This window comes from Streptomyces sp. NPDC002676 (genome assembly GCF_053592455.1).
The window spans coordinates 145,441-169,877 of the sequence record NZ_JBSFVT010000016.1 but is presented as its reverse complement, the minus strand read 5'-3'; the positions used below and the strand labels follow the sequence as shown (position 1 = coordinate 169,877).

Here is a 24,437-nt window from a genome sequence, read left to right as displayed (position 1 = left end):
CTGGCAGGCGTCGGATCATCCGTGGCGTGACCCGCCGCTCAGTCCGAGTGAGGCCGGGCCAGGCCGTGGTCGTAGGCGAAGATCACCGCCTGGATGCGGTCGCGGGCACCGATCTTGGCCAGGACGCGGCCGACATGCGTCTTCACCGTGGACTCCGACAGGACGAAACGCGTGGCGATCTCGCCGTTGGTCCAGCCCTTGCCGATGGCGACGAGGATCTCGTGTTCGCGGTCGGTGAGGGCACTCAGGCGCGGATCCTCAGCGGAGCTGTCGCCGCCGGGTGGCACGAGACGGGCGAATTCGTGCAGCAGGCGGCGGGTGAGCGCGGGCGCGATCACCGCGTCGCCGACGGCTACCGCGCGGATGCCGGCGAGGAGTTCCTCAGGGCGGGCGTCCTTGAGGAGAAAGCCGCTGGCTCCGGCGCGCAGGGCCGCGTGGACGTACTCGTCCAGGTCGAAGGTGGTCAGGACGAGGACGCGGGAACGGTCGCCGGCGGCGACGATACGGCGCGTGGCCTCGATACCGTCCATGCCGGGCATGCGTACGTCCATGAGGACGACATCCGGGCGGAGTTCGGCGGCCTTGCGCACGGCTTCGGCTCCGTGTGCCGCCTCCCCGACCACCTGCGTCTCGGGTACGGAGTCCAGAAGCATGCGAAAGCCGTACCTCTGAAGGGGCTGGTCGTCCACGACGAGCACGGTGGTCACCGGGCACCGCCCTGGGGAGCGAGGTCGAGGGTGGCGTACACCGTCCATCCTGGGCCCGCGGGACCCGCGCTGACGTGTCCGCCGTAGAGAGCTGCTCGTTCTCGCATGCCCACCAGGCCGTGTCCTTCCTCGTTCGCCGTGCCGGGACGGTCGGCCGGTGTGGGTGGGCCAAAGTCCTGGACGGTGACGGTCAGCCGTGCGTCCTCCACGACGATCGCCAGGCTCGCATGGGCGCCCGCGCCGGCGTGTTTGAGGGTGTTCGTCAGGGCCTCCTGCGCGATGCGATAGACGGTCAGCTGCACCCCGCTGTCGAGGGCGTCGATGTCACCGGCGGTACGGTAGACGACCTCCAGGCCGGCGGACCGTACCCCCTCGCACAGCGCGTCGATGTCCGCGAGACCGGGCTGCGGGCTCAGCTCGGGCTCACTCCGCGGGCCGTCCGCCTCGCGGAGTACGCCGAGCACGCGCCGCAGTTCACTCAGGGCCTGGCGACCGGTGTCGCCGATGAGGTGCAGGGCCTCCTTTCCCCGTTCCGGGGCGGCGGCAGTGGCGTAGGCGCCCGCGTCGGCGAGTGTGATGATGACGGACAGGTTGTGACCGACGATGTCGTGCATCTCGCGGGCCACTCGTGCCCGCTCGGCCGCGACAGCGAGCCTGCCCCGCTGGTCGCGTTCGATCTCCAGCCGGGCCGCGCGGTCCCGCAGCCCGGCCAGCTGGGCCCGCCGGATACGGATCATCAGACCGAGCGCGAGGGCCGCGGTCGCCGTGCTGAGCAGGAAGAAGAGCGCGTCCCAGACCGACATCGCCGCCGAGACCCGCGCCGCCACCAGGCCCAGCGCACCCGCTATGACCGCACAGGCCCACGGCAGCTGCCCCAGCCGCCCGTGCAGAGCCAGGCTGTAGAGGGCGATGAAAAGGGCGACGTCCGCACGGAGTGCGGCGCCGAGGGACCACTGGACGACGAACACGGCCGTGACGGCGCCGAAGGCCACAGCGGGCGCCCGCCGCCGCCACAACAGCGGCAACACCAGCCCGGCCTGCAGGGCCAGCGTGCCGACCGTGGGCAGCCGGGTGAACGCAAGGCGGAAGCGGCGCGGACCGTCGCCGTCCCCGTGGACGCCGTGCAGCAGATCCGGCAGGCAGAACATCAGGAAGACCAGCACCACCACGGCGGCGTCCAGCACCCACGGACGGTCCCGGTCGGCGTGCCGGAGCCGCTGGCCGACCCGGCCGAGCCGGGCGACCAGCGGCCCCATCCCGCTGAGATCATCGGTGGTCACGGAATTCACCCGTCCATGATGCGGGTGCCGTTCCTCAGACGTCGCGGCGCCGCAGCCGGTACGCCGCCCCTGCCAGCGCCAGTGCCGTCCAGCCGAGGAAGACCAGCAGCCCGGCGGAGGGCGACAGGGTGGTGGAGTCATGGGTCAGCGCGAAGATCGACTCGCCCGCGTGGCTCGGCAGGTAGGGGTCGATGCCGCCCTGCCACGAGGTGGGCAGCAGGGAGACCAGTCCGGGCACCAGCATGAGGGCGGCGACCAGGACCGAGATGCCGCCGGCGACGGACCGCAGCAGCGCCCCGAGGGCGGTGCCGATCACGCCGACCAGGCCGAGGTAGAGCCCGGCGCCCAGCAGGCTGCGTACGACGCCGGCGTCCCCGAGGCCCATGGCAGCGGGCGTGCCGGACAGGATCTGACTGCCGACGAGGAAGGCGGCGAACGCGCCGACGGTCGCGACCACCAGAGCGACCAGTCCGTACACCGCCGCCTTGGACCACAGCACGGGCAGCCGGCGCGGTACGGCCGCGAGGGTCGAGCGGATCATGCCGGTGGAGTACTCGCCCGCCGTGACCAGCACGCCGAGCACGCCGAGGGCGAGCTGGGCGAAGTTCGTGCCGAAGAGGGACAGGCTCACTGCCGTCGCGGTGGCGAAGTCGCGGTCCATGTGCCGGCCGGAGTCGAGATTTGACTTGTAGTGGCTCGCGGCGATGACGCCGAAGGCCACGAGGAACAGCAGGCCCAGACCGAGGGTGATCCAGGTGGAACGCAGGGACCAGAGCTTGGCCCACTCGGAGGCAAGCACGCGGCGTCCGGTCACTCGGTAGGGGGGCCGGGCCGGAGCGGGCTGGGCCGTCTCGGGGGTCTCAGGTGTGGCCGTCAGGGTGGTCATGCCGCGCTCCCGGAGGTGTCGGTGCCGGTCGTGGAGCCGTGGTACTCCACGGCGTCCCTGGTCAGTTCCATGAATGCCTCCTCCAGCGACACCGCCTTCGTGGTCAGCTCGAAGAGCGGGATCCCATGCTCGGCCGCCTTCAGCCCGATCTCACGGGCGCTCATCCCGGTCACCTGTAGTTCCTCGGTGCCGACGCGGCCGGTGATCTCCACGCCCGGCCCGGCCAGCACGTCCCGCAGCCGGGCCGGGTCCTGCGTCGCGACCTTCACGGTGTCGCCACCCGCCTCGCGGACCAGGTCCCGCACGGTCGTGTCGGCCAGCAGCCGTCCCCGGCCGACGATGATCAGGTGGTCCGCCACCAGCGCCACCTCGCTCATCAGGTGCGAGGAGACGAACACCGTCCGTCCCTCGGCGGCGAGCGAGGTCAGCAGGTTGCGGATCCAGAGCACGCCCTCGGGGTCCAGTCCGTTGACGGGCTCGTCCAGCATCACCGTCCGCGGATCGCCCAGCAACGCGGCCGCGATGCCGAGTCGCTGTCCCATGCCGAGGGAGAAGGCACCGGCCCGCTTCTTCGCGACGCTGCCGAGACCGGCGAGTTCGACGACCTCGTCGACCCGGCGGCGCGGAATGCCGTGGGTCAGCGCGAGCGCACGGAGGTGGTTGTAGGCCGAGCGGCCCGGGTGGATCGACTTCGCCTCCAGGAGCGCCCCGACCTCCTGCAGGGGCGCCTGGTGACGGGCGTAGCGGTGGCCGTTCACCGTGACGGAGCCGCTCGTCGGTGCGTCGAGTCCGACGATCATGCGCATCGTCGTGGACTTGCCCGCTCCGTTGGGGCCGAGGAATCCGGTCACCGTACCCGGCTTCACGGTGAAATCCAGACCGTCGACGGCTGTCTTGTCCCCGTACCTCTTGGTGACCTGCTGGGCCTCGATCATTCGCGTTCTCTCTTTCGGACTCCGGCGCCCGGCACGCCCGACGCCTCCTCCACCACGCTAAGTCCGCGATCTCCCGGATCCGGTGGTACCGGGGACTGAACACTGCCGGGCAGGTGGTACCGGGGTACTACGGCTCCGGCGGCCTCGCTGGTCGGGGCGGCGGCGAGGGCATGACCGAGGACGCGGCGGAATGTGCGCCTGCGATCCGACGCGTCGGCAAGAGCTCGCAGCGACAAGCACAGCTACGCAGAGAAGCGGTCGCCGTCAGGGCAGCGTTCCGGAGGCAGGCTCGTGCCCACAGCGTGCCCTGACGAACGGACAAGCACGGTCGACAGCGGGCCCCAGAGGCCAGGACTTGGAAGATGACGTGAACCCGCAGCTCAGAGGGCGCGCGACGGCCCAAGCGCCATCGCTTCCCAAGCTGAGGTCGCACCGCTGTCCGGGTTCTGGCTGGCTTTCCGTGAACCGGTCACGGTGGGTCGTGCGACATAGTTCAAAGGCTCTGGTTCTGGTGTGCTTCTGTGGCGAGAAAGTCTCGGGCCGCGGAGGTGACCTGGTCGCGGATGTGCTGCTGGTGTGGAGGTTGATCGTTCAGTAGGTCGAGTGCTCTCGCCAGATCAACGATGGGTTGCAGCGCGTCGGGGTAGTCGAGTTCGGCTGCAGACTCCTGATAGATCAGCTTGGCTCCGTGTACGGGATCGAGCTGGCGCGCCACGATCTGGCCGGCCCACCAACGCGCCGCGGTCCATCGCGCCTTCGCAAGATCTTCCGAGGCCGGCGGCAGCAGACCCAACTCTTCCAGCACAAGGTCGAACAGCTCGCGGGCCTGGGGGTACTCACCGCGCGCGAGGCCAGCCAGCAGGGGAGGCGAGGGAGCCTCGATGTCGGCCATCAGGGCGTCCAGGCTCAACTGGACCAGGTAAGCGTCCGAGGGGCGCTGCCAGGGTTCCATGGCCAAGTCTGCAGCAGCCATGCGGATCAGGCTGATCGCTACTACTGCGTCCACGCTGTCGCCCCTCATCATCCTTCCGTAGAGGAAAGTCCTGTCACCGAAAGCCGGGCGGTTGATCAGGCGCCCAGCAATACGCGCTTGCGTAGCAGGCTGAAACCGGCCTGGCCGAACATCCGGCGCTTGAGCGGGCGCGGTTGCGGGGTCGGGCTCGAGTGTGTGCAGTGGCTGTCCGGTGGCCGCCTCGGCGGGATGGGGGTTGCGCTCTGCCTTGCTCATGTCGCCGAAGACGGACATTGCTTCAACAGATCCGAGGCGGCCGATACAGCGTAGAGCGGGCTGCTGCGTTCGCCGGGCTCCTTGCGCGTGCCTGTCAGCAGGACGATCAGCAGCAGTCCGCACGACGAGCTGTCCAGGACACCTATCAGTCGAGATGGCCTTGCCGCTCCAGGTGTCCGGGTCTGCTGCGCGATCGGGTGACACGGAACCAGGTGGTGCGGCGGGAGAACGGCGTGGCGGACCCGCCGCAGGCCTCGTCGGCGGGCGTCAGTGGCCCAAGACCCCATACCGTCTATCCCTCTTGTGGGGCCCACGCACATGCCCTTCCCGGGCGAACCTTGCCTAGCGTGTGCGCCGTGCAGACAACGAAGTCGCACGGTTTGCGGCCTGAGGGGGTCCAGGAGATGCGGTACGGAGGAAACCGCCGGGGGTGGTGGCGGCGGCTGCTGCTCGCGTTGCTGGTCTCGGTGGCGGTCGGGCTGCCGGCCGCCGGTGGGAGCGCGGCCGCCGCCGGGCTGCCCTCGTATCTCACCCTGGAGGCGAGCTACGGCACCGGCACCGTCAGCAACGGCTGGGAGCGGGTGGAGCGTTACCTCGACACCACCAGCGGGTTCCGCACCGAGGGCTTTCCGCAGGACGGCAGGGGCGATCAGGACGGCAAGCGGGTCACCTACTTCGGCGGGGTCTCGCGCCCGTACTCCGGCCGGTTCCTGCTCTACTCGGCGCCCGGCTGGGACACCGGCAGCAGCGCCACACCGGTGCTGCTGGTGCACGGTGCCAACGACACCGCGGACCGCGCCTGGGCCAACCCGGGCGAGGCGGGCGGCTACGGGTGCGGCGCCGCGTCCTGTCCGTCCACCGGGCTGATGCAGTACCTGTCCGAGCGCGGGCACCGCGTCTTCGCGGTCGGCTTCGCGCACAAGCAGGGCGACAACCTGATGCAGGCGCAGATCGTCGGCGACGCGATCGCGGTGATCAAGGCGAAGCTGGGCGTCAGCAAGGTCGACCTGGTGGGCTGGAGCAAGGGCGAGATGTCGACCCGGGCGTATGTCTCCTCGGTCAAGCCGAGTTGGGGGCGGGCATATCCCGGGGACGTGCGCCGGCTGATCACCGTGGGCGGCCCCAACGGCGGCTACGACTATCCGTACGCGCACGGCTGGGCGCACGACTTCTCCATCTGGCCGGAGTGCGGCGGCAAGGTCAACGCCCCCTCCCCGCACTCCCGAATGACCTGCTACGGCCTGTACACCGCACACCCCGAGTTCTCCATGACACCCTCCGGCGGCTACGACAACTACCCCGGGCAGCGGCAGATGCTGGCCCGCTGGGACGGGGTGTACGGAGTCGACGGCGCCGCGCAGGACTGGTACACGACCTACTACGGCGGCCAGGGCTTCTACACCGCGGGCAGCGGCATCCAGGCCGCCATCGACGCCGGGTCGCTGATCAAACCGCTGCACGACGCCGGGGTACCCGCCTCCGTCACCACCTATCTGCTGGCCGGCGGCTCCCCGGACGTGCTGGGGATCTTCAACGAGAACCGCGGGCCCAGCGACGGGGTGGTCTTCATCTCCAGCGCGCTCGACACCACCGGCATAGCGACGGTCGGCGGCAAGGCCACCATCTCCGGCGCCAACCACCTGGAACTGGGCTGGAACAGCTCGGCCGCCGCACAGATCGCCGACTGGCTCGCATAAAAGGACCGCACATGAACGCCAATCCAGTCCGAACCCGCCGGGTGCCCACGGACCGGCTGACCATGCAGATCAGCGAGGTACGGAAGGAGGGCGAGCCGGTCGTCTTCGTCCACGGCAATGTGTCCTCGGCCGCCTTCTGGCACACCACCCTGCCCCTGCTCCCGGAGCGCTACCGGCCCATCGCGCCGGATCTGCGCGGCTTCGGCGGCACCGACCCGCTGCCCGTCGACGCCACGCGCGGGCTGCGCGACCATGTGGACGACCTCGCCGCGCTGCTGGCCGCCCTCGGGGTAGCGCGGGCGCATCTGGTGGGCTGGTCCATGGGCGGCGGCGTGGTCATGCAGTACCTGCGCGAACACCCGGCCGCGGTGCGCTCGCTGACCCTGGTCAACCCGGTCTCCCCCTACGGCTTCGGCGGCACCCGAGGCGCGGACGGAACCCTCAACTCCGCGGACGGGGCCGGCTCCGGCGGCGGCACCGCCAACCCGGAGTTCGTCGCCCGCCTCGCCGGGGGCGACCGCGGCGAGGACTCCCCGCTGTCCCCTCGCGCGGTGCTGGCGAACTGTTACGTCAAGCCGCCGCTGCGCCCCGACCGCGAGGACGAGTACGTGGAGGCCATGCTCACCACCCGCACCGGAGCGGACCACTACCCGGGCGACACCAAGGCCACCACGGCCTGGCCGGGCGTGGCCCCCGGCGCCCGGGGCGTGCTCAACTCCCTCTCCCCGCTCCACTTCCGGGTCGACGACCTGCATCTGATCGACCCCAAGCCGCCGGTGCTCTGGATCCGCGGCGAAGATGATGTCATCGTGTCGGACACCTCGATGTTCGACCTGGCGCATCTGGGCGCGATCGGCGCGGTGCCGGGCTGGGACGGCACCCCCGCCCAGCCGATGGTGGCGCAGACCCGCCATGTCCTGGGGCGCTATGCGGCGTCGGGCGGCGCGGTGCGGGAGGTCTGCATACCCGGCGCCGGACACGCGGTGCACCTGGAACGTCCCAAGGAGTTCGGCTCGGCACTGCTGGAGGCCCTGGTATGACGGTGTGCATCACTCGGCAGGGCGCCAGCCGCGGCAGCCTCTCCGCGGACGGGGTGGCGTCCTTCCTGGGCATACCGTACGCCGCCCCGCCCTTCGGCGAGCTGCGGTTCTGCCCGCCGGCCCCGCCCGCGCCGTGGACGGGCGTACGCGACGCCCTGTCGTACGGGCCGACGCCGCCGCGGGCCCCGTACCCGCCGCCCTTCGACGCCCTGGTCCCGGAGGACGTCCGGCCCGGTGAGGACTGCCTGAACCTCAACATCTGGACGCCCGCCCCGGAGCCGGGGGCCGGGCTGCCGGTGATGGTGTGGGTGCACGGCGGGGCGTTCCAGAACGGCTCCGGCTCGACCCCGGCGTACGACGGCGGCGCCTTCGCCCGCGACGGGGTCGTCTGCGTCACCTTCGACTACCGTCTGGGGACGGACGGCTTCCTGCACCTGCCCGGCGCCCCCGACAACCGCGGTCTGCTGGACCAGGTGGCCGCCCTGCGCTGGGTACGCGAGAACATCGCCGCCTTCGGCGGTGACCCCGACCAGGTGACGGTCTTCGGCGAGTCGGCCGGCGCGATGAGCATCGGCCAGCTGCTCCTGCTGGACGAGGCGCGCGGACTGTTCCGCCGGGCGATCCTGCAGAGCGGCGCCTGCCACCACTTCCTGCCCCCCGCCACGGCGACCAGGATCGCGGCCCGTCTGGCGGCCAAGCTCGGTGTCGAGCCGACCCCGGATGCCTTCGCCGGGGTCCCGCTCGCCGAACTCATCCCCGCCCAGGGCGAACTCCGCACCGAGCTGAACACCCGCCCGGACCCGGCGGTATGGGGCGAGGCGGTGCTCAACATCATGCCCTTCGAACCGGTGAAGCCCGGTCTGTCCCTGCCCGGCCCCGACCTCGGCGTGGAACTGCTGATCGGCAGCACCCGCGAGGAGTACCGCTTCTTCCTGGTCCCCACCAAGCGCATGGACGCCATCTCCGAAGACCGTCTGCACGCCTCGGCAGCCGCCTACGGCCTCGACCCGGGCAAGGCCCTCCCGGCCTACCGCGCCACCCGCCCCACCGCCACCCCGGGCGAACTCCTGGAGGCGCTGGCCACCGACTGGTTCTTCCGCGTTCCCGCGATCCGTCTCGCCGAGGCCGTCCCCGGCTCGTACCTCTACGAGTTCGGCTGGCGCTCCTCGCAGTACGACGGCCGGCTCGGCGCCTGCCACGCCCTGGACCTGCCCTTTGTCTTCGACCGCCTGCACGACCCGCGCTATGCCGCGCTGCTCGGCCCCTCCCAGCCGCCCCAGGCCCTCGCCGACGCGATGCACGGTGCGTGGGTCTCCTTCGCCAAGACGGGCGACCCCGGCTGGCCCGCGTACGACACGGCCACCCGCACCACCATGATGTTCGGCACCGAGCCGGTCCCGGAGGCCGACCCGCGCCCGGTGGAGCGGGCGCTCTGGGAGGGGCGGCGCTGAGCCCCGCGCATTCGCCGCGCCGGCAGGGCAGTGGCGGAAGCGCCGCGCCAGCGGCGGCCGTCATGGCGCCCCCGCCGCCTGGCGCACCTCTCCGGTGCCCCGGGCGACGACGACCTGTCCAATGCGGCCCACGCGGGCACGCATCCGCCGGCCCGGCGACCCGCTCACGGCGGAGGAAACCGAGCTGTGCGAACGCCTCATCGCCCAGCGGGCCGAGCTCGACACCGGCGGGCTCGAACAGTACTTCCTGTACCTGACAGCCCCTCCGCACACGTGCTGCGCCTGCTGGGCAGCTGGTCGGCGTCCCGGACTTCACGGCCCGGGACGCCGACCGGGACAACACGCGGTGACGACATCCCGCCGTCGCGCTCACAGGCGCCTCACGCGTGGTACGCCATGCCGGCCGACGCAAGCCGTCCGTCCCAGGTCCGGTCCGGCACTACGACTCCATGCAGGCGGTGCGCGATCATATGGCGGCGCCGCACAGCCGAAGTGGCCTCACCCGCATCGTGGAGTGGCTGGTCAAGCCCTACGTCCAAACCCACCCACACGCTATGCGGGCGCGGAGGTCGGCGGCGGCGGTGCGGTCGGCCGTGGTGGCGAACACTCGCCGCCCCAGGCGTGACATGTACGGAGAGGATGCTCGTCAATCGGGACGACCGAGGATCGCAACGATCCACCACGCCGACAGGGCCTCAGAAGCAGAGCTTCGGCAGCGGGCGAGGACTCCCCGGGGCGAGGGCTGTTCGAGCGCCGTGACGCCGCAGGCGGCGGCCGACATGATGTCGGCCGCCGCCTGGCGGGAGGGATTCAGGGTGAGATGCGTACGGAGTGACGTGGCGTCAGCTGGTCGCGCTCCCCGCGACCCACTCGCTCCACGGCATGTTCCAGTCGCTGAGGCCGTTGCCCGGGGCCAACATGGTCTTGTCCGCGGAGTTCTTGACGATCACGACGTCGCCGATCATCGAGTGGCCGAAGAACCACGCGGCGGGCTGCTTGCCGTCGCCGCCGCCCTTGACGTCCTTCAGGCCCACGCAGCCGTGGCTGGTGTTGACCTTGCCGAAGACCGAGTCGGCACCCCAGTAGTTGCCGTGGATGAACGTGCCCGAGTCGGTCAGGCGCATGGCGTGCGGTACGGCCTTGATGTCGTACGCGGGCTTGCCGTCCTTCTTGAGGCCGACGGTCGCACCGTTCATGTGGATCTGCCGGAACTTCTCGGAGATGACCATCTGACCGTTGTAGGTCGGGTGCTCGGGGCTGCCGGACGAGATCGGGATGGTCCTGATCGTCTTGCCGTTCCGTACGACGGTCATCTGCTTCGTCCTGGCGTCGACGGTGCTGACCTGGCTCCGGCCGATCTTGAACGTGACCGTCTTCTGGATGCCGCGGACGTTGAGCTGGACGGTGACGGTCGAGCCGGGCTTCCAGTAGTTCTCGGGGCGGAAGTCCAGGCGTTCGTCGTTGAGCCAGTGACCGACGACCCGCTGGCCGCTGCTGGAGCTGACCTGGATCTTCGACTCCACGGCGGCCTTGTCGCCGATCGCCTTGGCGAAGTCGACCGTCACCGGCATGCCCACGCCGACGGTCGAGCCGCTCTCGGGGGACAGGTGCCCGATGAAGTCGTCGGCCGGGGAGACCGTGGTGATCGTGGCGTTCCCGGTGACGGAGGCGCCCTTGGCGTCCTCGGCCTCTGCGGCGACCTGATACTTGGTGGCCCGCTCCAGCCGGCCGTTCGGCTTCCAGGACGTGCCGTCCGCGGACAGGGTGCCCGGAATCTCGGCACCGGTCGCGACGGCGGTCATCGTCACCTTGGTGAGCGTGCCGTTGCTGACGGTGACCTCGACGGGGCCGTTGATCCCGATGCTGTAGGCACCTTGCCCGGGCGTGATCTTGATTCGGGCGTCGGAAGCGTCCTGGGCGCCCGCCTGATCTGCCTGTGCCTGCGTCTTCGGGTGATTCCCGGCGTCGTTGCCGCTGGTGGCAGCGTTGCTGGTACCGCCGAAGGCCGTGAGTGCGAGTACACCGCCGAGTACGCCGGCCGGAGCCATCAGCCCGATGCGTCGCTTACGTACCGTGATCAAACGCTTCTCCCATGCCGCTGGTCGTTGAATCCCTGGAGCTGGTTGTCGGAGGAGTGCAACCAGCCCGGAAGAACCCCATTTATGCATTCATCCGCCCTGAAGTGGGCAAATTGTGGCGAACTCCACGCGTCGCGAGAGCGTCGCCGAGGCTCTGCTCGACGGCCGGATGGTCATGGGCGGCAGTGCGTCGTGGGTGCTCTCCTCGCCCGTCGAGGCTGACGTTGCGCGCGTCGTCCGGGTCGCCTCCTCGTCGGATTCGGCCTCGGCGGCGACTACGGCGTGGGCGTAGCTCTTCTTGCGGAGGTCACCAAGGGTGCTGTTGTCGCTACGGCCTCACCTGTCGGTGATCTCGGAGAGCCATGCCGTGTCCTGCGGGTCCGGCGCTTCGAGGCCGGGTGCGGGCAGCCAGCGGATCTCGCCCGTGCGCAGGGCGATCGTGGCCCGTGGCCGCATCGGCCCGTCGCCCCTGCGTGAGAGCAGGACGAGTTCCCAGACTGTCGCCGTCATGGCGTCGAGCCGGGTGGCGCAGTCGGCGCTGACTCGCCGCGGGTCCTGGGTCCGGCCCAGGGACAGATGCGGGGTGAAGTCCTTGCCGGGCCCACGGCAGCGCGGGAACCGCTGCTGCAGTACGCGGTGCAGGTCCGTCCACGGCGCCTCGCCGGCCGCCGTCGGGTCGAGCCACACGGTGAAGTACGCCTTGTGCCGGAAGGTGCACACCCCGTCCAGCCGGGCGGTGAAGACCGGCGTCTCGGCCGTCGCCGCGGCGAGCAGCGGGGCGGCCCGCTCGAAGCCGGACTCCGGCACGAAGCCGAACAGCACATTGACGTGCGGCGGCCAGCGGTGGATCTGCGGATCGTAATCCCGGCGGATGTCCTGGATCGGCCGCCACAGCTCCGCAGGGGGGATCCAGGCCACGGCCGTGCGGGCTGTCGGGGACACATCGAGAACGCCGACGGGCTCGCCCCTGCCGGAGCTCGTGTGGAAGCTCAGGTCCGCTTGTGGGTCCCGCACCCGGCCGGCGCCCGACGCGTCGATGCGGTCCACACCCGTGGCCCGGTCCCACACCACCTCGTCGTCCGCCTCGATGAACACCACCCGGTGCCACGGGATGTCGCCCCCGGGTACGAAGGAAGACAGCGGGACGCGTTTGAAGGCGCCCCCGCGCTGCCTGATTCCCAGCACGAACCGGGCCGGGTCGAACCGCGGGTCCCAGCGGACCCGGTGATAGATCTCGTCGCTGGTTCGCATGGCGCCTCCTCTCCTGCCGCCACGCCCCTCCTCCAGGGTGCCGCCCGCCCCGTCCCTCGACGGTTGTCCATCACGTACCGCGACCCGTCAGGTCTGGTGTGTGATGGAGAACGCGTAGCGTCCTCCGCGGGACCTCAAGGCCGCGAACCAGGCCCTCGCCGCCCCCGTCCGGGCCCCGCGCCGGGTTCCGGGGGCTGGGGCCCGAGGTCGCCTTCTGGACAGTGCCCTGGCCTACGAACACGGACGGGTCAACGCCTACGCCCGTGAGTACGAGACCGCCCTGGCCGGAACGCCCCGCCCCCGCCCTCCCCGGCGGCCCGGCTGCGCGGCAAAGGGTGATGTCGTGGCCCTTTTTGCATGTCTGCCGTCCCCGGCGCTCTCAGTCATCTCCCGGATCTCGTTTTCTTGATTCTCTGCGCCCCTGCATGGGCCGGTCCGGCCGTCCAGAAACGGTAGACGCCAAGAAACGATAGAAAGGTGATATGGGTGATGTTTCGGGACAGCCAGGACGAGGTGGGGCTGATGCGTCCGGGCCCCGTCAGAGGCGACGGGCGTGGCGGTCGCCGCGCTCGCTGCTGAGTGTGCGCAGCCTCGCCGGCCAGGTCTTCCTGCTGCAGCTGGCGGTCGTGGTGCTGCTCGTCGCCGCCACCCTGCTGGCACTCGTGGTGCAGGCCCGACGCGACATCATGGCGGACGCCCGGACCCGGACGCTCACCACGGCGCAGGCGTTCGCCCACGCCCCAGGGGTCGTGGCGGCGCTGCACAGTGCGAACCCGAGCGCGGTGCTGCAGCCGCACGCCGAGGCGGCCCGGAAGGCCGCGGGCGTCGACGCCATCATCGTGTACAAGCTGAACGGGATCACCCTCACCCACAGCGACCCGCGCCAGCTCGGGAAGCACGTCATCGGTCCGTACGCGCAGGCGGCGACGGGCAAGCCGTTCACGAGCACCTTCCAGGGGGCCCTGGGGCTCTCCGTGGTCTCGGCGGTCCCCGTCAGAGATCCCGACGGCTCGGTCATCGCCATCGTCGCCGTACCCGTCACGGTCGAGAACGTGCAGCACAGGGTGCACCGGCAGCTGCCGGTCCTCGTCGGCGGCGCCGCCGCGGCCCTCGCCGTCGCCGGGGGCGGGTCGGCCCTGGTGAGCCGCCGGCTGCGCCGGCAGACCCATGGCCTTGGGCCGAGCGAGATGACCCGGATGTACGAGCACCACGACGCGGTCCTGCACTCCGTACGGGAAGGGGTGCTGATCGTCGGCGGTGACGGCCGGCTGCTGCTGGCCAACGACGAGGCACGGCGGCTGCTGGACCTGCCGGCGGACGCGGAGCGGCGGCGCGTCGCCGATCTGGGGCTGCCCGAGGACCTCGCCGGGCTGCTGGCCTCCGAACGCCCCGCCACCGACGAGGTGCACCTGGCGGGCGACCGGCTGCTCGCGGTCAACAAGCGGCTCACCGCACCCCACGGACCGGCCGGCAGCGTGGTGACGCTCCGCGACACCACCGAGCTGCAAGCTCTCACCGGCCGGGCGGAGGTGGCGCGCGAACGGCTGAAGTCGCTCTACGACGCCGGGCTGCGGATCGGCACCACGCTCGACGTGAAGCACACGGCCGAGGAACTGGCCGAGGTCGCGGTGCCCCGGTTCGCCGACATCGTCACCGTCGAACTGCTGGACCCGGTCCTGCGCGGAGAGGAGTCCACCGGTGCGAACGCCCGGATCGACGAGCTGCGCCGCAGCGCCGTCGCCGGTCTGGACGCGGACCATCTCCTCCACCCCATCGGCAAGCTCATCCGGTTCGCCCCGGACCACCCCGTCTCCAGAGCCATGGCCGACGGCCGCCCGGTCCTGGTCGAGGACCTGAGCGCCTCCGACGGCTGGCGGGCCCAGCACCCCGAACGTGCCCGGCAGATCCTCGACCACGGCATCCGCTCTCTGCTCGTGGTTCCGCTGCAGGCCCGCGGCGTGGTGCTGGGAGCAGTGGGCTTCTGGCGCGCCGAGGGCTCCGCGCCGTTCGAGGACGACGACGTGTCCTTCGCCGAGGAGCTGGCCGCCCGGGCGGCGGTGTGCATCGACAACGCCCGCCGCTACACCCGCGAGCACACCATGGCCGTCACCCTGCAGCACAGCCTGCTGCCCCGCGCGCTGCCCAAGCAGTGCGCCCTCGACGTGGCCTATCGCTACCTCCCGGCCCAGGCCGGGGTCGGCGGGGACTGGTTCGACGTCATCCCGCTGTCCGGCACCCGGGTGGCGCTGGTCGTCGGCGATGTCGTCGGCCACGGTCTGCACGCCGCGGCGACCATGGGCCGGCTGCGCACCGCCGTTCACAACTTCGCCACCCTGGACATGCCCGTGGAGGAGCTGCTGGGCCGGCTGGACGAGCTGGTGGCCCAGATCGACGCCGAGGAGGCCGCCGCCGCGGAGGACGGGCAAGGGATGATCACCGGGGCGACCTGCCTGTACGCCGTCTACGACCCCACCTCCGGGCGGCTCGCCCTCGCCACCGCCGGCCATCCGGGACCGGCGGTGGTCCGGCCCGACGGAAGCGTCGACTTCCCCGAGGTGCCCGTCTCCCCGCCCCTGGGGCTCGGCGCCGGCCTGCCGGTGGAGACCGTCGAGCTCACCGTGCCCGAGGGTTCCCGGCTGGTGCTCTACACCGACGGACTGATCGAGGACCGCACCCGTGACCTGGACGTCGGTCTGGAGGCCCTGCGCGAGGCTCTGACCGGGCCCGACCGCACGCCGGAGGCCACCTGCGCGGCGGTGACGCAGGCCATGCTGTCCGACCGGCCCAGGGACGACATCGCGCTGCTGGTGGCCCGCACGCGCCGGCTCGGACCAGAGCAGGCCGCCGAGTGGGACGTGCCCCGCGACCCGGCGGCAGTGGCCCCGGTGCGCAGCGCCTGCGCCCTCCGGCTGACGGAGTGGGGCCTGGAGCACATCGCCTTCAACGCCGAACTCATCGTGAGCGAGCTGATCACCAACGCCGTCCGCTACGGCACCGAGCCCATCGCCCTCAGGCTGCTCCGTACGGGGCCGGCCGGCGGCCCGGACCCGGGCACCCTCATCTTCGAGGTCTCCGACGGCAGCAGTACCTCGCCCCGGCTGCGCCGGGCGAAGGACACCGACGAAGGCGGACGCGGACTCTTCCTGGTCGCCCGGCTCTCCGAGCGCTGGGGGACCCGCTACACGTCCACCGGCAAGGTCATCTGGGCCGAACAGACCCTCCGCGACGGCGCCACGCCCGAGATGGAAGGACTCGGCGAGATCCTGCTCGGCGAATGGGACGACACGGCACTGTGAGGAGAGCGAGTACGTCCCCTTCCTCTGTGCCGTGTGCGCACGGAGGCCGCCTTCCGCCGGGGGACAGGCGCTGGTCGCAAGCTTTCCCGACGACATTCCGCCGTCGAGGCGGCCGGGTACCCTGGCCTCGATGACCACTACGTCGGCGCAGTGGCCCCAAGAAAGCCAGGAGACACTGCGCAAGGCCCGCCGCCCCGGACCCGGTGGCGCTGCCGGCGGCCGGTCGAACTCCCTGGAGCAGCCGTGACCACACCCCGTGCCAGAGCAGTGGCCGTCCTCGGCTGCTTCACTCTTGCGGCACTGGGCCTGAGCGCCTGCGGGCACCCGCCGACCCCCCGGCTCCAGAAGCCGTCGGTGGCCACCTCCGCCGAGAACGTGGGCGGCATGCGCGCACTGATCGCCGCGGCGAAACAGGAGGGCGCGCTCCGAGCGATCGCGGTGCCGCGCGACTGGGCCAACTACGGCAGCCTGATCGACGGCTTCCAGAAGAAGTACGGGATCAAGGTCACGGTCGACAATCCGTACGGCCACAGCGAGGACGAGATCGACGCCCTGAAGAGGAAAGGGGACCAGCCGACGGCCCCCGACGTGATCGACGTGGGTGACACGTTCGCCCGCAGCGCGGCGGCGCAGAATCTGCTCGCGCCGTACAAGGTCGCCGCCTTCGACTCGATCCCTCACAACCAGAAGGACTCCGAGGCCCGCTGGTCCAACAACTACGGGGGCTACATCTCCATCGGCTGCGACGCCAACCGGGTCAAGGTCTGTCCGGAGACCTTCGCCGATCTGCTGAAGCCCGCCTACAAGGGCAAGGTCGCGCTCGAAGGCGACCCGACCCGCTCGGCCACCGCCTTCGCCAGCGTCTACGCCGCCGCGCTGGCGAACAACGGGTCGTTCGGGAACATCCAGCCCGGTCTCGACTTCTTCGCCTCGCTCAAGAAGGCCGGCAACTTCAACCCGCTCAATTCCACCTCGGCGACGGTCGCGGACGGCCGGACCCCCATCAGCATCAACTGGGACTACAACAACCTCGACTACGTCGACCTGCTCCGCGACAAGGGCGTGAACTGGCAGGTCGCGATCCCCTTCGACGGCAGCTTCGCCCAGTACTACGCGCTGGCCGTCAACAAGAGGGCCCCGCACCCGGCGGCCGCCCGACTGTGGCAGGAGTACCTCTTCAGCCCGGAGGGCCAGAACCTCCGGCTGGCCGGCTACGCCCGCCCGGTGCTCATGGACGCCATGGAACGGGACGGCACCCTCGACAAGGCCGCTGCCGCACGACTGCCGACGGTGGAGGGAACACCGCAGTTCCCGTCGGACGCGCAACTGGAGAAGGCGAGGAAGACGGTCATGCGGGGCTGGTCGAAGGCCGTCTCCGGCTAGAGGGGGACGGCCCGGGGTGGGCCCCTTCCGCACCGGAAGGGGCCCGTGGCTGGGCGCGTACTCAGAGGCTGTGGCTCTGCACCACCCGCCTGGCCTGGGCGAAGAGCATGCCCACGTTCACGGACTTGCGGCAGACGACGACGGCCACGACGTCCTGCTGCTCGTTCATGCGGATGAACAGATGGGTGAGGTTGTCGCTGTTGACGAGGATCTCCTGGAAGAAGTGCTGGTCGCTGGCTATGCCCCGGCGCTCCTTGAACACGTCCTCGATCATCACGACCGTGCGGCCCTGGAACAGGTCGAGGGTGGCGCCCGCGAGCAGGTCGAGGACCTCGGGCGGGTGGTTGTCGACGGTCTCGTACGACAGCAGCATTCCGGTCGCCATGTCGACCACGCCCGTGGCGACGCAGTCGGGCGCCTCGGAGCGCAGCGTCTTGACCAGGCTCATCACCTGGTCGGAGAAACCGGCTGTCATGTGTTTGGACGCCATCGGCTCACACCTCCCCGGTCTTCGTCGCGGACACGGCCGGCGCAGTCGCGGGCGCGGTCAGGATCGAGTCGATACGGGCGAGGGTGGGTCGTGCCTCCTCGTGGAGCCGGTTCATGTCGATGCCCTCGTCGCCCAGGACCACCATCAACGCGGTCTCCCCCACCGCGTAGAAGGCGGCGCAGCCGTGGCTGCCGTACGCGACCGTCTGGCGCAGCGTGCCGCGTCTGGTCACCTCGGCCGTGCGGCGGGCGAGGCCCAGCCCCGCGGCGGCGATCGCGGCGAGGCCCTCCGGGTCGATCGAGTCCGCGGTGTCCGCGGCGATGAGCAGTCCGTCGGCGGCTGCCACTGCCGTGTCGGTGATGCCGGTGACCTGTTCGCGCAGTCCGCGCATCTCCATGGCCAAGGCCTCGTGATTCATTGCTGAACTCCCTGAACGTTCTCGTGGTTCGCCGCGTGCGTCAGTTGCCGGAATCCGGGGACCAGATCCGGTGGCGCAGGCGGAAGAACCCTTTCCAGCTCGCCTCGCGCTTCGCGCCGGCGAGAGACTCGGTGATGCCACTGGCCCCGGGCTCACGCTGGGGCAACTCGCGTGGCGGTGGCGGTGGTTGAGGCGGCTTCGGCGGCTCGCTCTCTCCCGGCGGCAGGTTCTCTGCCGGCCGTACGTCTTCTTCCAGCCGTACGACCTGCCCGATGGCCCTGCGCGGTCGTACCGGACGCAGCACGCCCGTCGCCGGGGTGCGCACCGGGAACGTCAACGTGGCCGTCCTCGCGTCCGCGCAGGTCAGGAGGCCGTCGGCGAGCATGCGGGCGAGCTCGACGGTGGTGGTGTAGACGCCGCGGCCGGTGAGGAAGGCGAGGTCGCGGGCGGTACGGCGGCCGTTGACGCGGGTGAGCAACTCCCGTCGTACGGGCGGCAGTCGTTCGTCGTCCGGGGCGGTTCCGGGCGCGGGGACGGGGCGTTCGCGCTCGGGCAGGACGGGGCAGGGCAGCACGGCGAGGGCGGTGAGCTTGCGCCTCGCCTCCTGGAGCAGCCGCAGGGGCGTCTCACCGGCGACCGCCGCGGGCGGCCCGGTCCGCTCGGCGAGCAGTTCGACACCCTCCACCCGGCCCGCGACGACCGCGAACACGGCGTCCTGCAGGGCCATCAGGCGTACGACCCTGAGCTGGGCGGCCCCGGCGTACCCGTGGGCGACGAGCCCCGCCTCCGGCCAGCGTCCGGCGCCGGGCTCGCGCAGCAGTGCGTCCCACTGCTCGGGGCTGACCCGCCCGGAGCGCAGCAGGAGCGCCTCGGGTCCGGGGGCGCCGGGGCTCTCGACGGCGACGACGAGTCCGTCCCGCAGATGGAAGGAGCCGCCGGGCCGTCCGGAGACCCGTAAAGCCCCGGTGACCGCGTTCCGCGCGCACTCGGTGAGGGTGTGGGACAGCAGTCCGTATCCGGCACGGTCGAGGGCGAACCGAGAACCCGACATCACACCCCTTGCCCTGTCGCACACATGCCTGACGCATCCCTCTGAGGGGGGTATGTCTAGCAGTCGTGACATGCGTTTCGGCCGGGTTCGCGCTCGTTGTCCGGAGGTGACGGAAGATGATGTGTCTCGCCGTTCAACAGCCGTTGTCGAGCCCTTAATTGACCGATTCGGGGACGCTTGCTGTCTCCTCCGTGCCCGTTCCGACGTGCGCGCCGGGCGGGGTGACGACGCCGCTGGTCGGCGATGTCGAGGATGAAGTGAGCGAGCCGCTCGACGCCTTCGACCGGGCGGAGCGTGGCGCTGACCATGCCGCCGCCGTCCGCGGTGCCGGGGTCATGGATTCGAGTGCGACGAGGAAGGCCATGCCGACCGACTCGTCCAGGGTGACCCGGTCGGCCGGGTCGGCGGGGTCTGCCGTGGCGGTGCCCGGGCGGCCGCTGATCCACTCGGCTCGGTCGGGCAGCGGCTCGGGGATCCACTCGCCCACGTAGTACGCGCGCCGGACCGACCGAATCGAGATCGAGGCGCTGCGTGCCGAGTTCACCGATGCCGTGATGATGCGCGACTACGACCGCTTTGCGTCTCTGTTCGCACACGACGGCGTGTGGCGGATCCCCGAGGCCGATGTGGAGTTCACCGGGCCGCAGGAGATCCGCGCCGGGATCGCGCGGCTGCGGAACGAGCGGGAGTACTTCGTGCAGGCCGCGCACCCGGCAGCGGCCGCCCCGGCCGGCTCAGCCGGACGCCTCCCCGAGGGCGGGCTGCCGGCGGCGCAGGGTGACCAGCGTCGCCCAGATGACGGACGCCAGCGGGATCGCCCCGGAGACGATCACCTGACCCCGGCTGGAGACCAGGCTGTTCGGGGTGCCGAGCAGATAGCCGAGGCCGATGCAGGAGCGGGACAGCGCCTGGAAGCAGGCCCAGGCGCTTCCGTGCACCTCGGACGGCACATGGGCGTGCACCGCGTTGCGCAGGCCCACATTGCACGCGCCGTTGCCGAACCCGCCCAGCAGGAACAGCGGGAACAGCACCCAGGCCACCGGGATCAGCCCGGCGAACAGCAGGCCCAGCGAGATGCCGAGCACACCGCCGAGGATCAGTGCTGTGTGCCGGTTCGCCCAGCCTGCACGGCCCGCGAGCAGCGCGCCCGGGATGCTGCCCAGCGCCCAGGTCGCCAGGAACAGGCCGAAGACGGTGTCGTTGCCGTTGGCCACGTCCCGCAGGTAGAAGACTCCGGCGACGACCTCGATGCTGGTGGCCAGCATCGCCGCCGCGAGCGCGGGCATCAGCGGGCCGACGACCGGCGCGTCGCGCAGCGCCCGGTAGCCGTCCGACAGCTTCGACGCCGGCTTGCGGCCGATCGCGACGTCCACGGCCCGGGGCACCGCCAGCGCCGTGCACCAGGCGAGGACCAGGAAGGACACGCCGTCGACGCCGAGCAGTACGGCCGTGTTCCACACGGAGTGCAGGAAGCCGGCCAGCGCCGGCCCGATCAGACCCGCCGCCGACAGGCCCGCCGTGAGCAGGCTGTTGGCCCGGCCGGTGTGCTGCTCACCGGCGACGGCGGGCAGCATCTTGAATCCCGCGGCCACCGACGCCACCCCGGCCAGACCCGACAGCGCGATCAGCGCCACCCGCAGATGGAAACCGGGCAGCCCCGTGGCCGCACCGAGGCACAGGGCCTGGGCCAGCAGCGACCACAGGCACACCGACCGTGCGCTGAACCGGTCCACGACCATGCCGATGACGGGCGCGGCGACGACCGTGGGCACCAGGTCCGCGAGGAACACCTCGGTCACGCCGAAGTCGATGCCCTTGTCCGCGGCGTCCAGCACCAGGCCGAGGGAAGCGAGGGAGTCACCGATCCGGGAGAACAGCGTGCCCGCGATCAATATCAGAGCCGCGGTCGGGATCGTCGTACTCCGGCGCAGCACGGCGAACCTCGGCATCCGCCCCTTTTGTGTGTCCAATCGAGTCCAATCCATCCGTCTGCCGCGCCCATTCACGCCGCGTGCAGAACAGATTAGGCCCGCGGGACCGGGGGAGCGAAGGCAAGCGGCAACTTTCACACCGTACTCCTCGCCTCAGCAACGCCCCCGCACTTCCGAGGACTTCCGAACGGCGCCTTGCGATGGGCTCCGACCAGGGAGAACGTACGATGCTTTTCGGCCAACTCATGGGGGAGTGCGGGCAGTCGGCGGATCCTGTGCAGCCCCGCGTATTACATGCTGCGGCGGGAACGGAGATGTGGATTCCTCATGCATGAATGTCCGAAAAAGGAAGGCTCAACTCGTCGGCGCGGATGCTGCCCTGACGTATCGGCGAAATGGGGTGCAAACGGATTGGCCGGTAAGTTCACGCGTGTCGATGGCATTTCGGGGGGATGTGCCTGGAGAGGGAAAGGGAAAGTTCGCGGAGAATGTTCCCCCTGTCCTTCACGCCAGCCTTCCGTCCAGTGCCGCCCGCCACGCGGGGGACGGGTTCGGGCGCGGCCGGGGGCGGGTGGCGCCGCGGGCGAAGAACGCGGCCAGCGGGAGGACCGCCGCGCCCATGGTGACGGCGTCCGGGCCGAGCCGGCCGAGCTCGATGCGGACCCGGCCGGCGGGGTGGCGCAGGGCGTGGGCGAGGGCGTGTTCGCGGACGCGGCCGAGGAAGCCGCCGCCGAGCCGCAGGCCCGCCCAGCCGCCGATCAGGACGCGTTCGGGCTGGAAGAGGTTGATCAGGTCGGACAGGCCGGCCCCGAGGTATTCGGCGGTCTCGGCGAGGACGGCCGCGGCCACCGGCTCCGGTTCCCGTCCCGGGCCGGGCCGCGCGGCGATGAGCAGCTCCGCGAGCGCGGCCTCCTCTCCGGCCCCGGCCGCAGGCCTCCCTCCCGCCTCCCGCCAGCGCGCCACGAGCGCTTCCGCGCCCGCGTACGCCTCCAGGCAGCCGTACGCCCCGCACCGGCACCGGCGCCCCGCGACCCGCAGCGTCACATGCCCCCACTCCACCGCCCGCCCCTGCGCGGCCTCCTCGGTGACCACGCAGGCACCGACCCCGGAGCCGAGGAGCACCACGACGGCGCTGCGCGCTCCGCGTCCCGCGCCGAACCACAACTCCGCCTGCCCCAGGGTCTTGGCGCCGTTGTCGATGAAGTACGGGACGTGCGGCGGGAGTTCACCGGTCATGCGCAGCAGGCGTTCGAGCGGCACCGCGTCCCAGCCGATGGTCTGGCCGTGGACGACGGCGCCGTCCGCCCCGGCGTCCTCGATGATGCCGGGCACCCCGATACCGGCACCGAGCAGATCATCGGCGGCGGATCCGGCGGATGCCGCAGTGGTGCGGAGCACCTCCGCGATCGCATCGTGCACATGGCCGACTACGGCACCGACCTCGTGTCCGGCCGGGCCCAACAGGCGTTCCGCGCATACAAGTTCATTGAGCGCGAGGTCGAACAGCGCCACCCGCACCCGGGTTTCACCGACATCCACGCCGATCAGTCGTCCGCCGCCCGGTCGTACCCGCAGCAGGCGGCGCGGCCGGCCGACCTCGGAGCCGACGACGCCCGCCTCTTCCACGAGGCCGTCGGCGAGCAGTTCGGCCACGACGGTGCTGACGGAGCCCGAACTCAGCCCCGTGGCCGTGCCGAGGGCGAGCCGGCTCATCGGCCCGTCGAAATACAACCGTTGCACAACGGCGCTGCGGCTCTCCCGCCGCAGGTCACGCGCCGTACGGCCGCTCAGCCCTGCCACCTTGCCTCCCTGGTTCGCGCGGATTTCCGGCCGTCCGGCCGCGCTGCCGCTGCCGGATCCCTTGACGAGCGATTCTCTTGAGGTTTAACTCACGTCCTAAATTAAGTGATGAGAGCCTTCGGGTGGTGAACGGGGTGCCGGTCTCCACGCAGCAGCCCCCGGGGTTCTCGACTCCCGGAAAGGGACACCAGGAGCCATGCGCAGCATCCGAGCCGCGGCCACAGGCGCCGTCGTCATGTCTCTCGCCCTCGCGGCCACGGCCTGCGGAGGAGGTTCGTCCAGCGGCGGCGGATCGGGCGACTCGCCGAAGACGCTGACGTACTGGGCCTCCAACCAGGGCGCCAGCATCGCGGTCGACAAGCAGGTCCTGCAGCCCGAACTCGACAAGTTCGAGAAGCAGACGGGCATCAAGGTGAAGCTGGAGGTCGTGCCCTGGTCCGACCTGCTCAACCGGATCCTCACCGCGACCACCTCGGGCCAGGGCCCGGACGTGCTGAACATCGGCAACACCTGGAGCGCCTCCCTCCAGGCGACCGGCGCGCTGCTGCCGTGGGACACGAGCAACTTCGCGAAGATAGGCGGCAAGGGCCGCTTCGTGGACTCCGCGCTCGGCTCGACGGGCGCCGAGGGCAAGGACCCGGCGGCGGTGCCGCTGTACTCGATGGCGTACGCGCTCTACTACAACAAGAAGCTCTTTGCCGACGCAGGCATCAGCCAACCCCCCGCCACCTGGGACGAGTTGGTAGCCGACGGGAAGAAGATCAGGGCGAAGGGCGCGTCGGTGCTCGGTGCCGAGGGCGCCAATGTGTCGGAGAACATCCACCACGTCTTCGTCTTCGCCAAGCAGCACGGCGCCGACTTCTTCACCCCCGACGGCAAGCCCGACTTCACCAACCCGAAGGTCGTCGACGCGGTCAAGCAGTACGTCGACCTGATGGCCACGGACAAGGCCATCCCGGCCGGTGACGCCGAGTACGCGCAGAACCAGTCGGTCAGCGACTTCGCCAAGGGCAAGCAGGCCATGCTGCTGTGGCAGTCCGCCTCCGCCAACCTCAAGTCCCAGGGCATGAACGAGGACGCCTACGGCATCGCCCCCGTGCCCGTGCAGTCCGGCACCCCCGGCACCGGCACCCAGGTCAACTCGATGGTCGCCGGCATCAACATCGCCGTCTTCAAGAACAGCCACAACCTCGACGGCGCGACGAAGTTCGTGAAGTTCATGACCAGCGACGCCGAGCAGACCGTCCTCAACAAGGCCTACTCCACCATCCCGCCGGTCAAGGCCGCCCAGGGCGACGCGGCGTTCAACTCGCCGGACGGCGCAGTGCTGAAGAGCACCCTCGCCACCAGCGCCGCCGCCCTGCCCCAGGTGCCCGCCGAGTCGCAGTTCGAGACGACGGTCGGTACGGCCGTGAAGGAGCTGTTCGCCGACTCCGCCGCCGGACGCGCGGTCACCGCCGACTCCGTCAAGGCGAAACTGGAGAAGGCCCAGCAGCAGATGCCGGCGGCCTGAAC

Annotated in this window: 18 protein-coding genes and 2 pseudogenes; 7 read left to right on the top strand and 13 right to left on the bottom strand. The window is 70.9% G+C overall.

Features of this window, described 5'->3' with window-relative positions:
• Positions 1-38: 38 nt before the first annotated feature.
• The 5 genes from ACWD3E_RS33015 to ACWD3E_RS32995 all read right to left on the bottom strand — a co-directional run bounded on the left by ACWD3E_RS33015 (position 39) and on the right by ACWD3E_RS32995 (position 5,054).
• Positions 39-707, bottom strand: coding sequence for a response regulator (locus ACWD3E_RS33015; protein WP_451391212.1), 669 nt, complete (start codon positions 705-707; stop codon positions 39-41).
• On the bottom strand, positions 704-1,987 hold the full coding sequence (locus ACWD3E_RS33010) for a histidine kinase (protein ID WP_451391211.1): 1,284 nt from the start codon (positions 1,985-1,987) through the stop codon (positions 704-706). Before ACWD3E_RS33010 ends, ACWD3E_RS33015 begins: the two co-directional genes overlap by 4 nt.
• 34 nt (positions 1,988-2,021) lie before the next feature.
• Entirely contained in the window at positions 2,022-2,873 is an 852-nt protein-coding gene (locus tag ACWD3E_RS33005; RefSeq protein WP_451391210.1) for an ABC transporter permease, read from the bottom strand.
• Entirely contained in the window at positions 2,870-3,808 is a 939-nt protein-coding gene (locus ACWD3E_RS33000; protein WP_451391209.1) for an ATP-binding cassette domain-containing protein, read from the bottom strand. Before ACWD3E_RS33000 ends, ACWD3E_RS33005 begins: the two co-directional genes overlap by 4 nt.
• Before the next feature lie 493 nt (positions 3,809-4,301).
• Positions 4,302-5,054 carry a hypothetical protein gene (locus tag ACWD3E_RS32995; protein ID WP_451391208.1) on the bottom strand — a complete coding sequence of 251 codons (753 nt, stop codon included), beginning with the start codon at positions 5,052-5,054 and terminating at the stop codon, positions 4,302-4,304.
• Positions 5,055-5,440: 386 nt separating this feature from the next.
• Between ACWD3E_RS32995 and ACWD3E_RS32990 the strand changes: the two genes are divergently transcribed.
• Genes ACWD3E_RS32990 through ACWD3E_RS32980 form a run of 3 tightly spaced genes read left to right on the top strand, consistent with a single transcriptional unit; the run spans position 5,441 to position 9,224 of the window.
• Positions 5,441-6,733, top strand: coding sequence for an esterase/lipase family protein (locus tag ACWD3E_RS32990; protein WP_451391207.1), 1,293 nt, complete (start codon positions 5,441-5,443; stop codon positions 6,731-6,733).
• Between the two features lie 11 nt (positions 6,734-6,744).
• Positions 6,745-7,773: an alpha/beta fold hydrolase gene (locus ACWD3E_RS32985; protein ID WP_451391206.1), complete on the top strand. Its 1,029-nt coding sequence runs from the start codon at positions 6,745-6,747 to the stop codon at positions 7,771-7,773.
• On the top strand, positions 7,770-9,224 hold the full coding sequence (locus ACWD3E_RS32980; protein ID WP_451391205.1) for a carboxylesterase/lipase family protein: 1,455 nt from the start codon (positions 7,770-7,772) through the stop codon (positions 9,222-9,224). The genes ACWD3E_RS32985 and ACWD3E_RS32980 overlap by 4 nt, the downstream gene beginning before the upstream one ends.
• An 842-nt stretch (positions 9,225-10,066) precedes the next feature.
• Here the strand turns inward: ACWD3E_RS32980 and ACWD3E_RS32975 are convergent.
• On the bottom strand, positions 10,067-11,272 hold the full coding sequence (locus tag ACWD3E_RS32975; RefSeq protein ID WP_451391228.1) for an Ig-like domain-containing protein: 1,206 nt from the start codon (positions 11,270-11,272) through the stop codon (positions 10,067-10,069).
• A gap of 145 nt (positions 11,273-11,417) precedes the next feature.
• Between ACWD3E_RS32975 and ACWD3E_RS32970 the strand changes: the two genes are divergently transcribed.
• On the top strand, positions 11,418-11,594 hold the full coding sequence (locus ACWD3E_RS32970) for a hypothetical protein (protein ID WP_451391204.1): 177 nt from the start codon (positions 11,418-11,420) through the stop codon (positions 11,592-11,594).
• 116 nt (positions 11,595-11,710) lie between these two features.
• Here the strand turns inward: ACWD3E_RS32970 and ACWD3E_RS32965 are convergent.
• Positions 11,711-12,553: pseudogene (locus tag ACWD3E_RS32965) on the bottom strand (RNA repair domain-containing protein); the annotation flags it as partial.
• A 482-nt stretch (positions 12,554-13,035) separates the two neighbouring features.
• Between ACWD3E_RS32965 and ACWD3E_RS32960 the strand changes: the two are divergent.
• Both ACWD3E_RS32960 and ACWD3E_RS32955 read left to right on the top strand, forming a co-directional pair.
• On the top strand, positions 13,036-15,849 hold the full coding sequence (locus ACWD3E_RS32960; protein ID WP_451391203.1) for a SpoIIE family protein phosphatase: 2,814 nt from the start codon (positions 13,036-13,038) through the stop codon (positions 15,847-15,849).
• A 243-nt stretch (positions 15,850-16,092) separates the two neighbouring features.
• Positions 16,093-17,232: an ABC transporter substrate-binding protein gene (locus ACWD3E_RS32955; protein ID WP_451391202.1), complete on the top strand. Its 1,140-nt coding sequence runs from the start codon at positions 16,093-16,095 to the stop codon at positions 17,230-17,232.
• Positions 17,233-17,293: 61 nt separating this feature from the next.
• Here the strand turns inward: ACWD3E_RS32955 and ACWD3E_RS32950 are convergent, their stop codons facing one another.
• The 6 genes and pseudogenes from ACWD3E_RS32950 to ACWD3E_RS32925 form a co-directional block, all read right to left on the bottom strand.
• On the bottom strand, positions 17,294-17,722 hold the full coding sequence (locus ACWD3E_RS32950; protein ID WP_451391201.1) for a hypothetical protein: 429 nt from the start codon (positions 17,720-17,722) through the stop codon (positions 17,294-17,296).
• Positions 17,723-17,726: 4 nt separating this feature from the next.
• A complete protein-coding gene (locus ACWD3E_RS32945) occupies positions 17,727-18,140 on the bottom strand; it encodes a roadblock/LC7 domain-containing protein (RefSeq protein WP_451391200.1) in 414 nt (137 codons plus the stop codon).
• A gap of 40 nt (positions 18,141-18,180) precedes the next feature.
• Positions 18,181-19,191, bottom strand: a complete 1,011-nt coding sequence (locus ACWD3E_RS32940; RefSeq protein ID WP_451391199.1) for a MarR family transcriptional regulator — start codon at positions 19,189-19,191, stop codon at positions 18,181-18,183.
• Between the two features lie 313 nt (positions 19,192-19,504).
• Positions 19,505-19,693, bottom strand: a pseudogene (locus tag ACWD3E_RS32935) (RNA polymerase subunit sigma-24); the annotation flags it as partial.
• A 232-nt stretch (positions 19,694-19,925) separates the two neighbouring features.
• Complete coding sequence (locus ACWD3E_RS32930) at positions 19,926-21,140, bottom strand: MFS transporter (RefSeq protein ID WP_451391198.1); 1,215 nt, start codon at positions 21,138-21,140, stop codon at positions 19,926-19,928.
• Between the two features lie 486 nt (positions 21,141-21,626).
• Positions 21,627-22,922, bottom strand: a complete 1,296-nt coding sequence (locus ACWD3E_RS32925; RefSeq protein WP_451391197.1) for an ROK family protein — start codon at positions 22,920-22,922, stop codon at positions 21,627-21,629.
• 196 nt (positions 22,923-23,118) lie between these two features.
• On the opposite strand from ACWD3E_RS32925, the gene ACWD3E_RS32920 reads away from it, so the two are divergent.
• Complete coding sequence (locus tag ACWD3E_RS32920) at positions 23,119-24,435, top strand: ABC transporter substrate-binding protein (protein WP_451391196.1); 1,317 nt, start codon at positions 23,119-23,121, stop codon at positions 24,433-24,435.
• Positions 24,436-24,437: the final 2 nt, after the last annotated feature.

Coding starts and splice junctions, on each gene's coding strand:
- ACWD3E_RS32940 (WP_451391199.1), bottom strand. CDS start 19,191: ATGTCGGGTTCTCGGTTCGCCCTCGACCGTGCCGGATACGGACTGCTG.
- ACWD3E_RS32995 (WP_451391208.1), bottom strand. CDS start 5,054: ATGTCCGTCTTCGGCGACATGAGCAAGGCAGAGCGCAACCCCCATCCC.
- ACWD3E_RS32920 (WP_451391196.1), top strand. CDS start 23,119: ATGCGCAGCATCCGAGCCGCGGCCACAGGCGCCGTCGTCATGTCTCTC.
- ACWD3E_RS33005 (WP_451391210.1), bottom strand. CDS start 2,873: ATGACCACCCTGACGGCCACACCTGAGACCCCCGAGACGGCCCAGCCC.
- ACWD3E_RS32980 (WP_451391205.1), top strand. CDS start 7,770: ATGACGGTGTGCATCACTCGGCAGGGCGCCAGCCGCGGCAGCCTCTCC.
- ACWD3E_RS32975 (WP_451391228.1), bottom strand. CDS start 11,272: ATGGCTCCGGCCGGCGTACTCGGCGGTGTACTCGCACTCACGGCCTTC.
- ACWD3E_RS32960 (WP_451391203.1), top strand. CDS start 13,036: ATGGGTGATGTTTCGGGACAGCCAGGACGAGGTGGGGCTGATGCGTCC.
- ACWD3E_RS32945 (WP_451391200.1), bottom strand. CDS start 18,140: ATGAATCACGAGGCCTTGGCCATGGAGATGCGCGGACTGCGCGAACAG.
- ACWD3E_RS32950 (WP_451391201.1), bottom strand. CDS start 17,722: ATGGCGTCCAAACACATGACAGCCGGTTTCTCCGACCAGGTGATGAGC.
- ACWD3E_RS32930 (WP_451391198.1), bottom strand. CDS start 21,140: ATGCCGAGGTTCGCCGTGCTGCGCCGGAGTACGACGATCCCGACCGCG.
- ACWD3E_RS33000 (WP_451391209.1), bottom strand. CDS start 3,808: ATGATCGAGGCCCAGCAGGTCACCAAGAGGTACGGGGACAAGACAGCC.
- ACWD3E_RS32985 (WP_451391206.1), top strand. CDS start 6,745: ATGAACGCCAATCCAGTCCGAACCCGCCGGGTGCCCACGGACCGGCTG.
- ACWD3E_RS32990 (WP_451391207.1), top strand. CDS start 5,441: ATGCGGTACGGAGGAAACCGCCGGGGGTGGTGGCGGCGGCTGCTGCTC.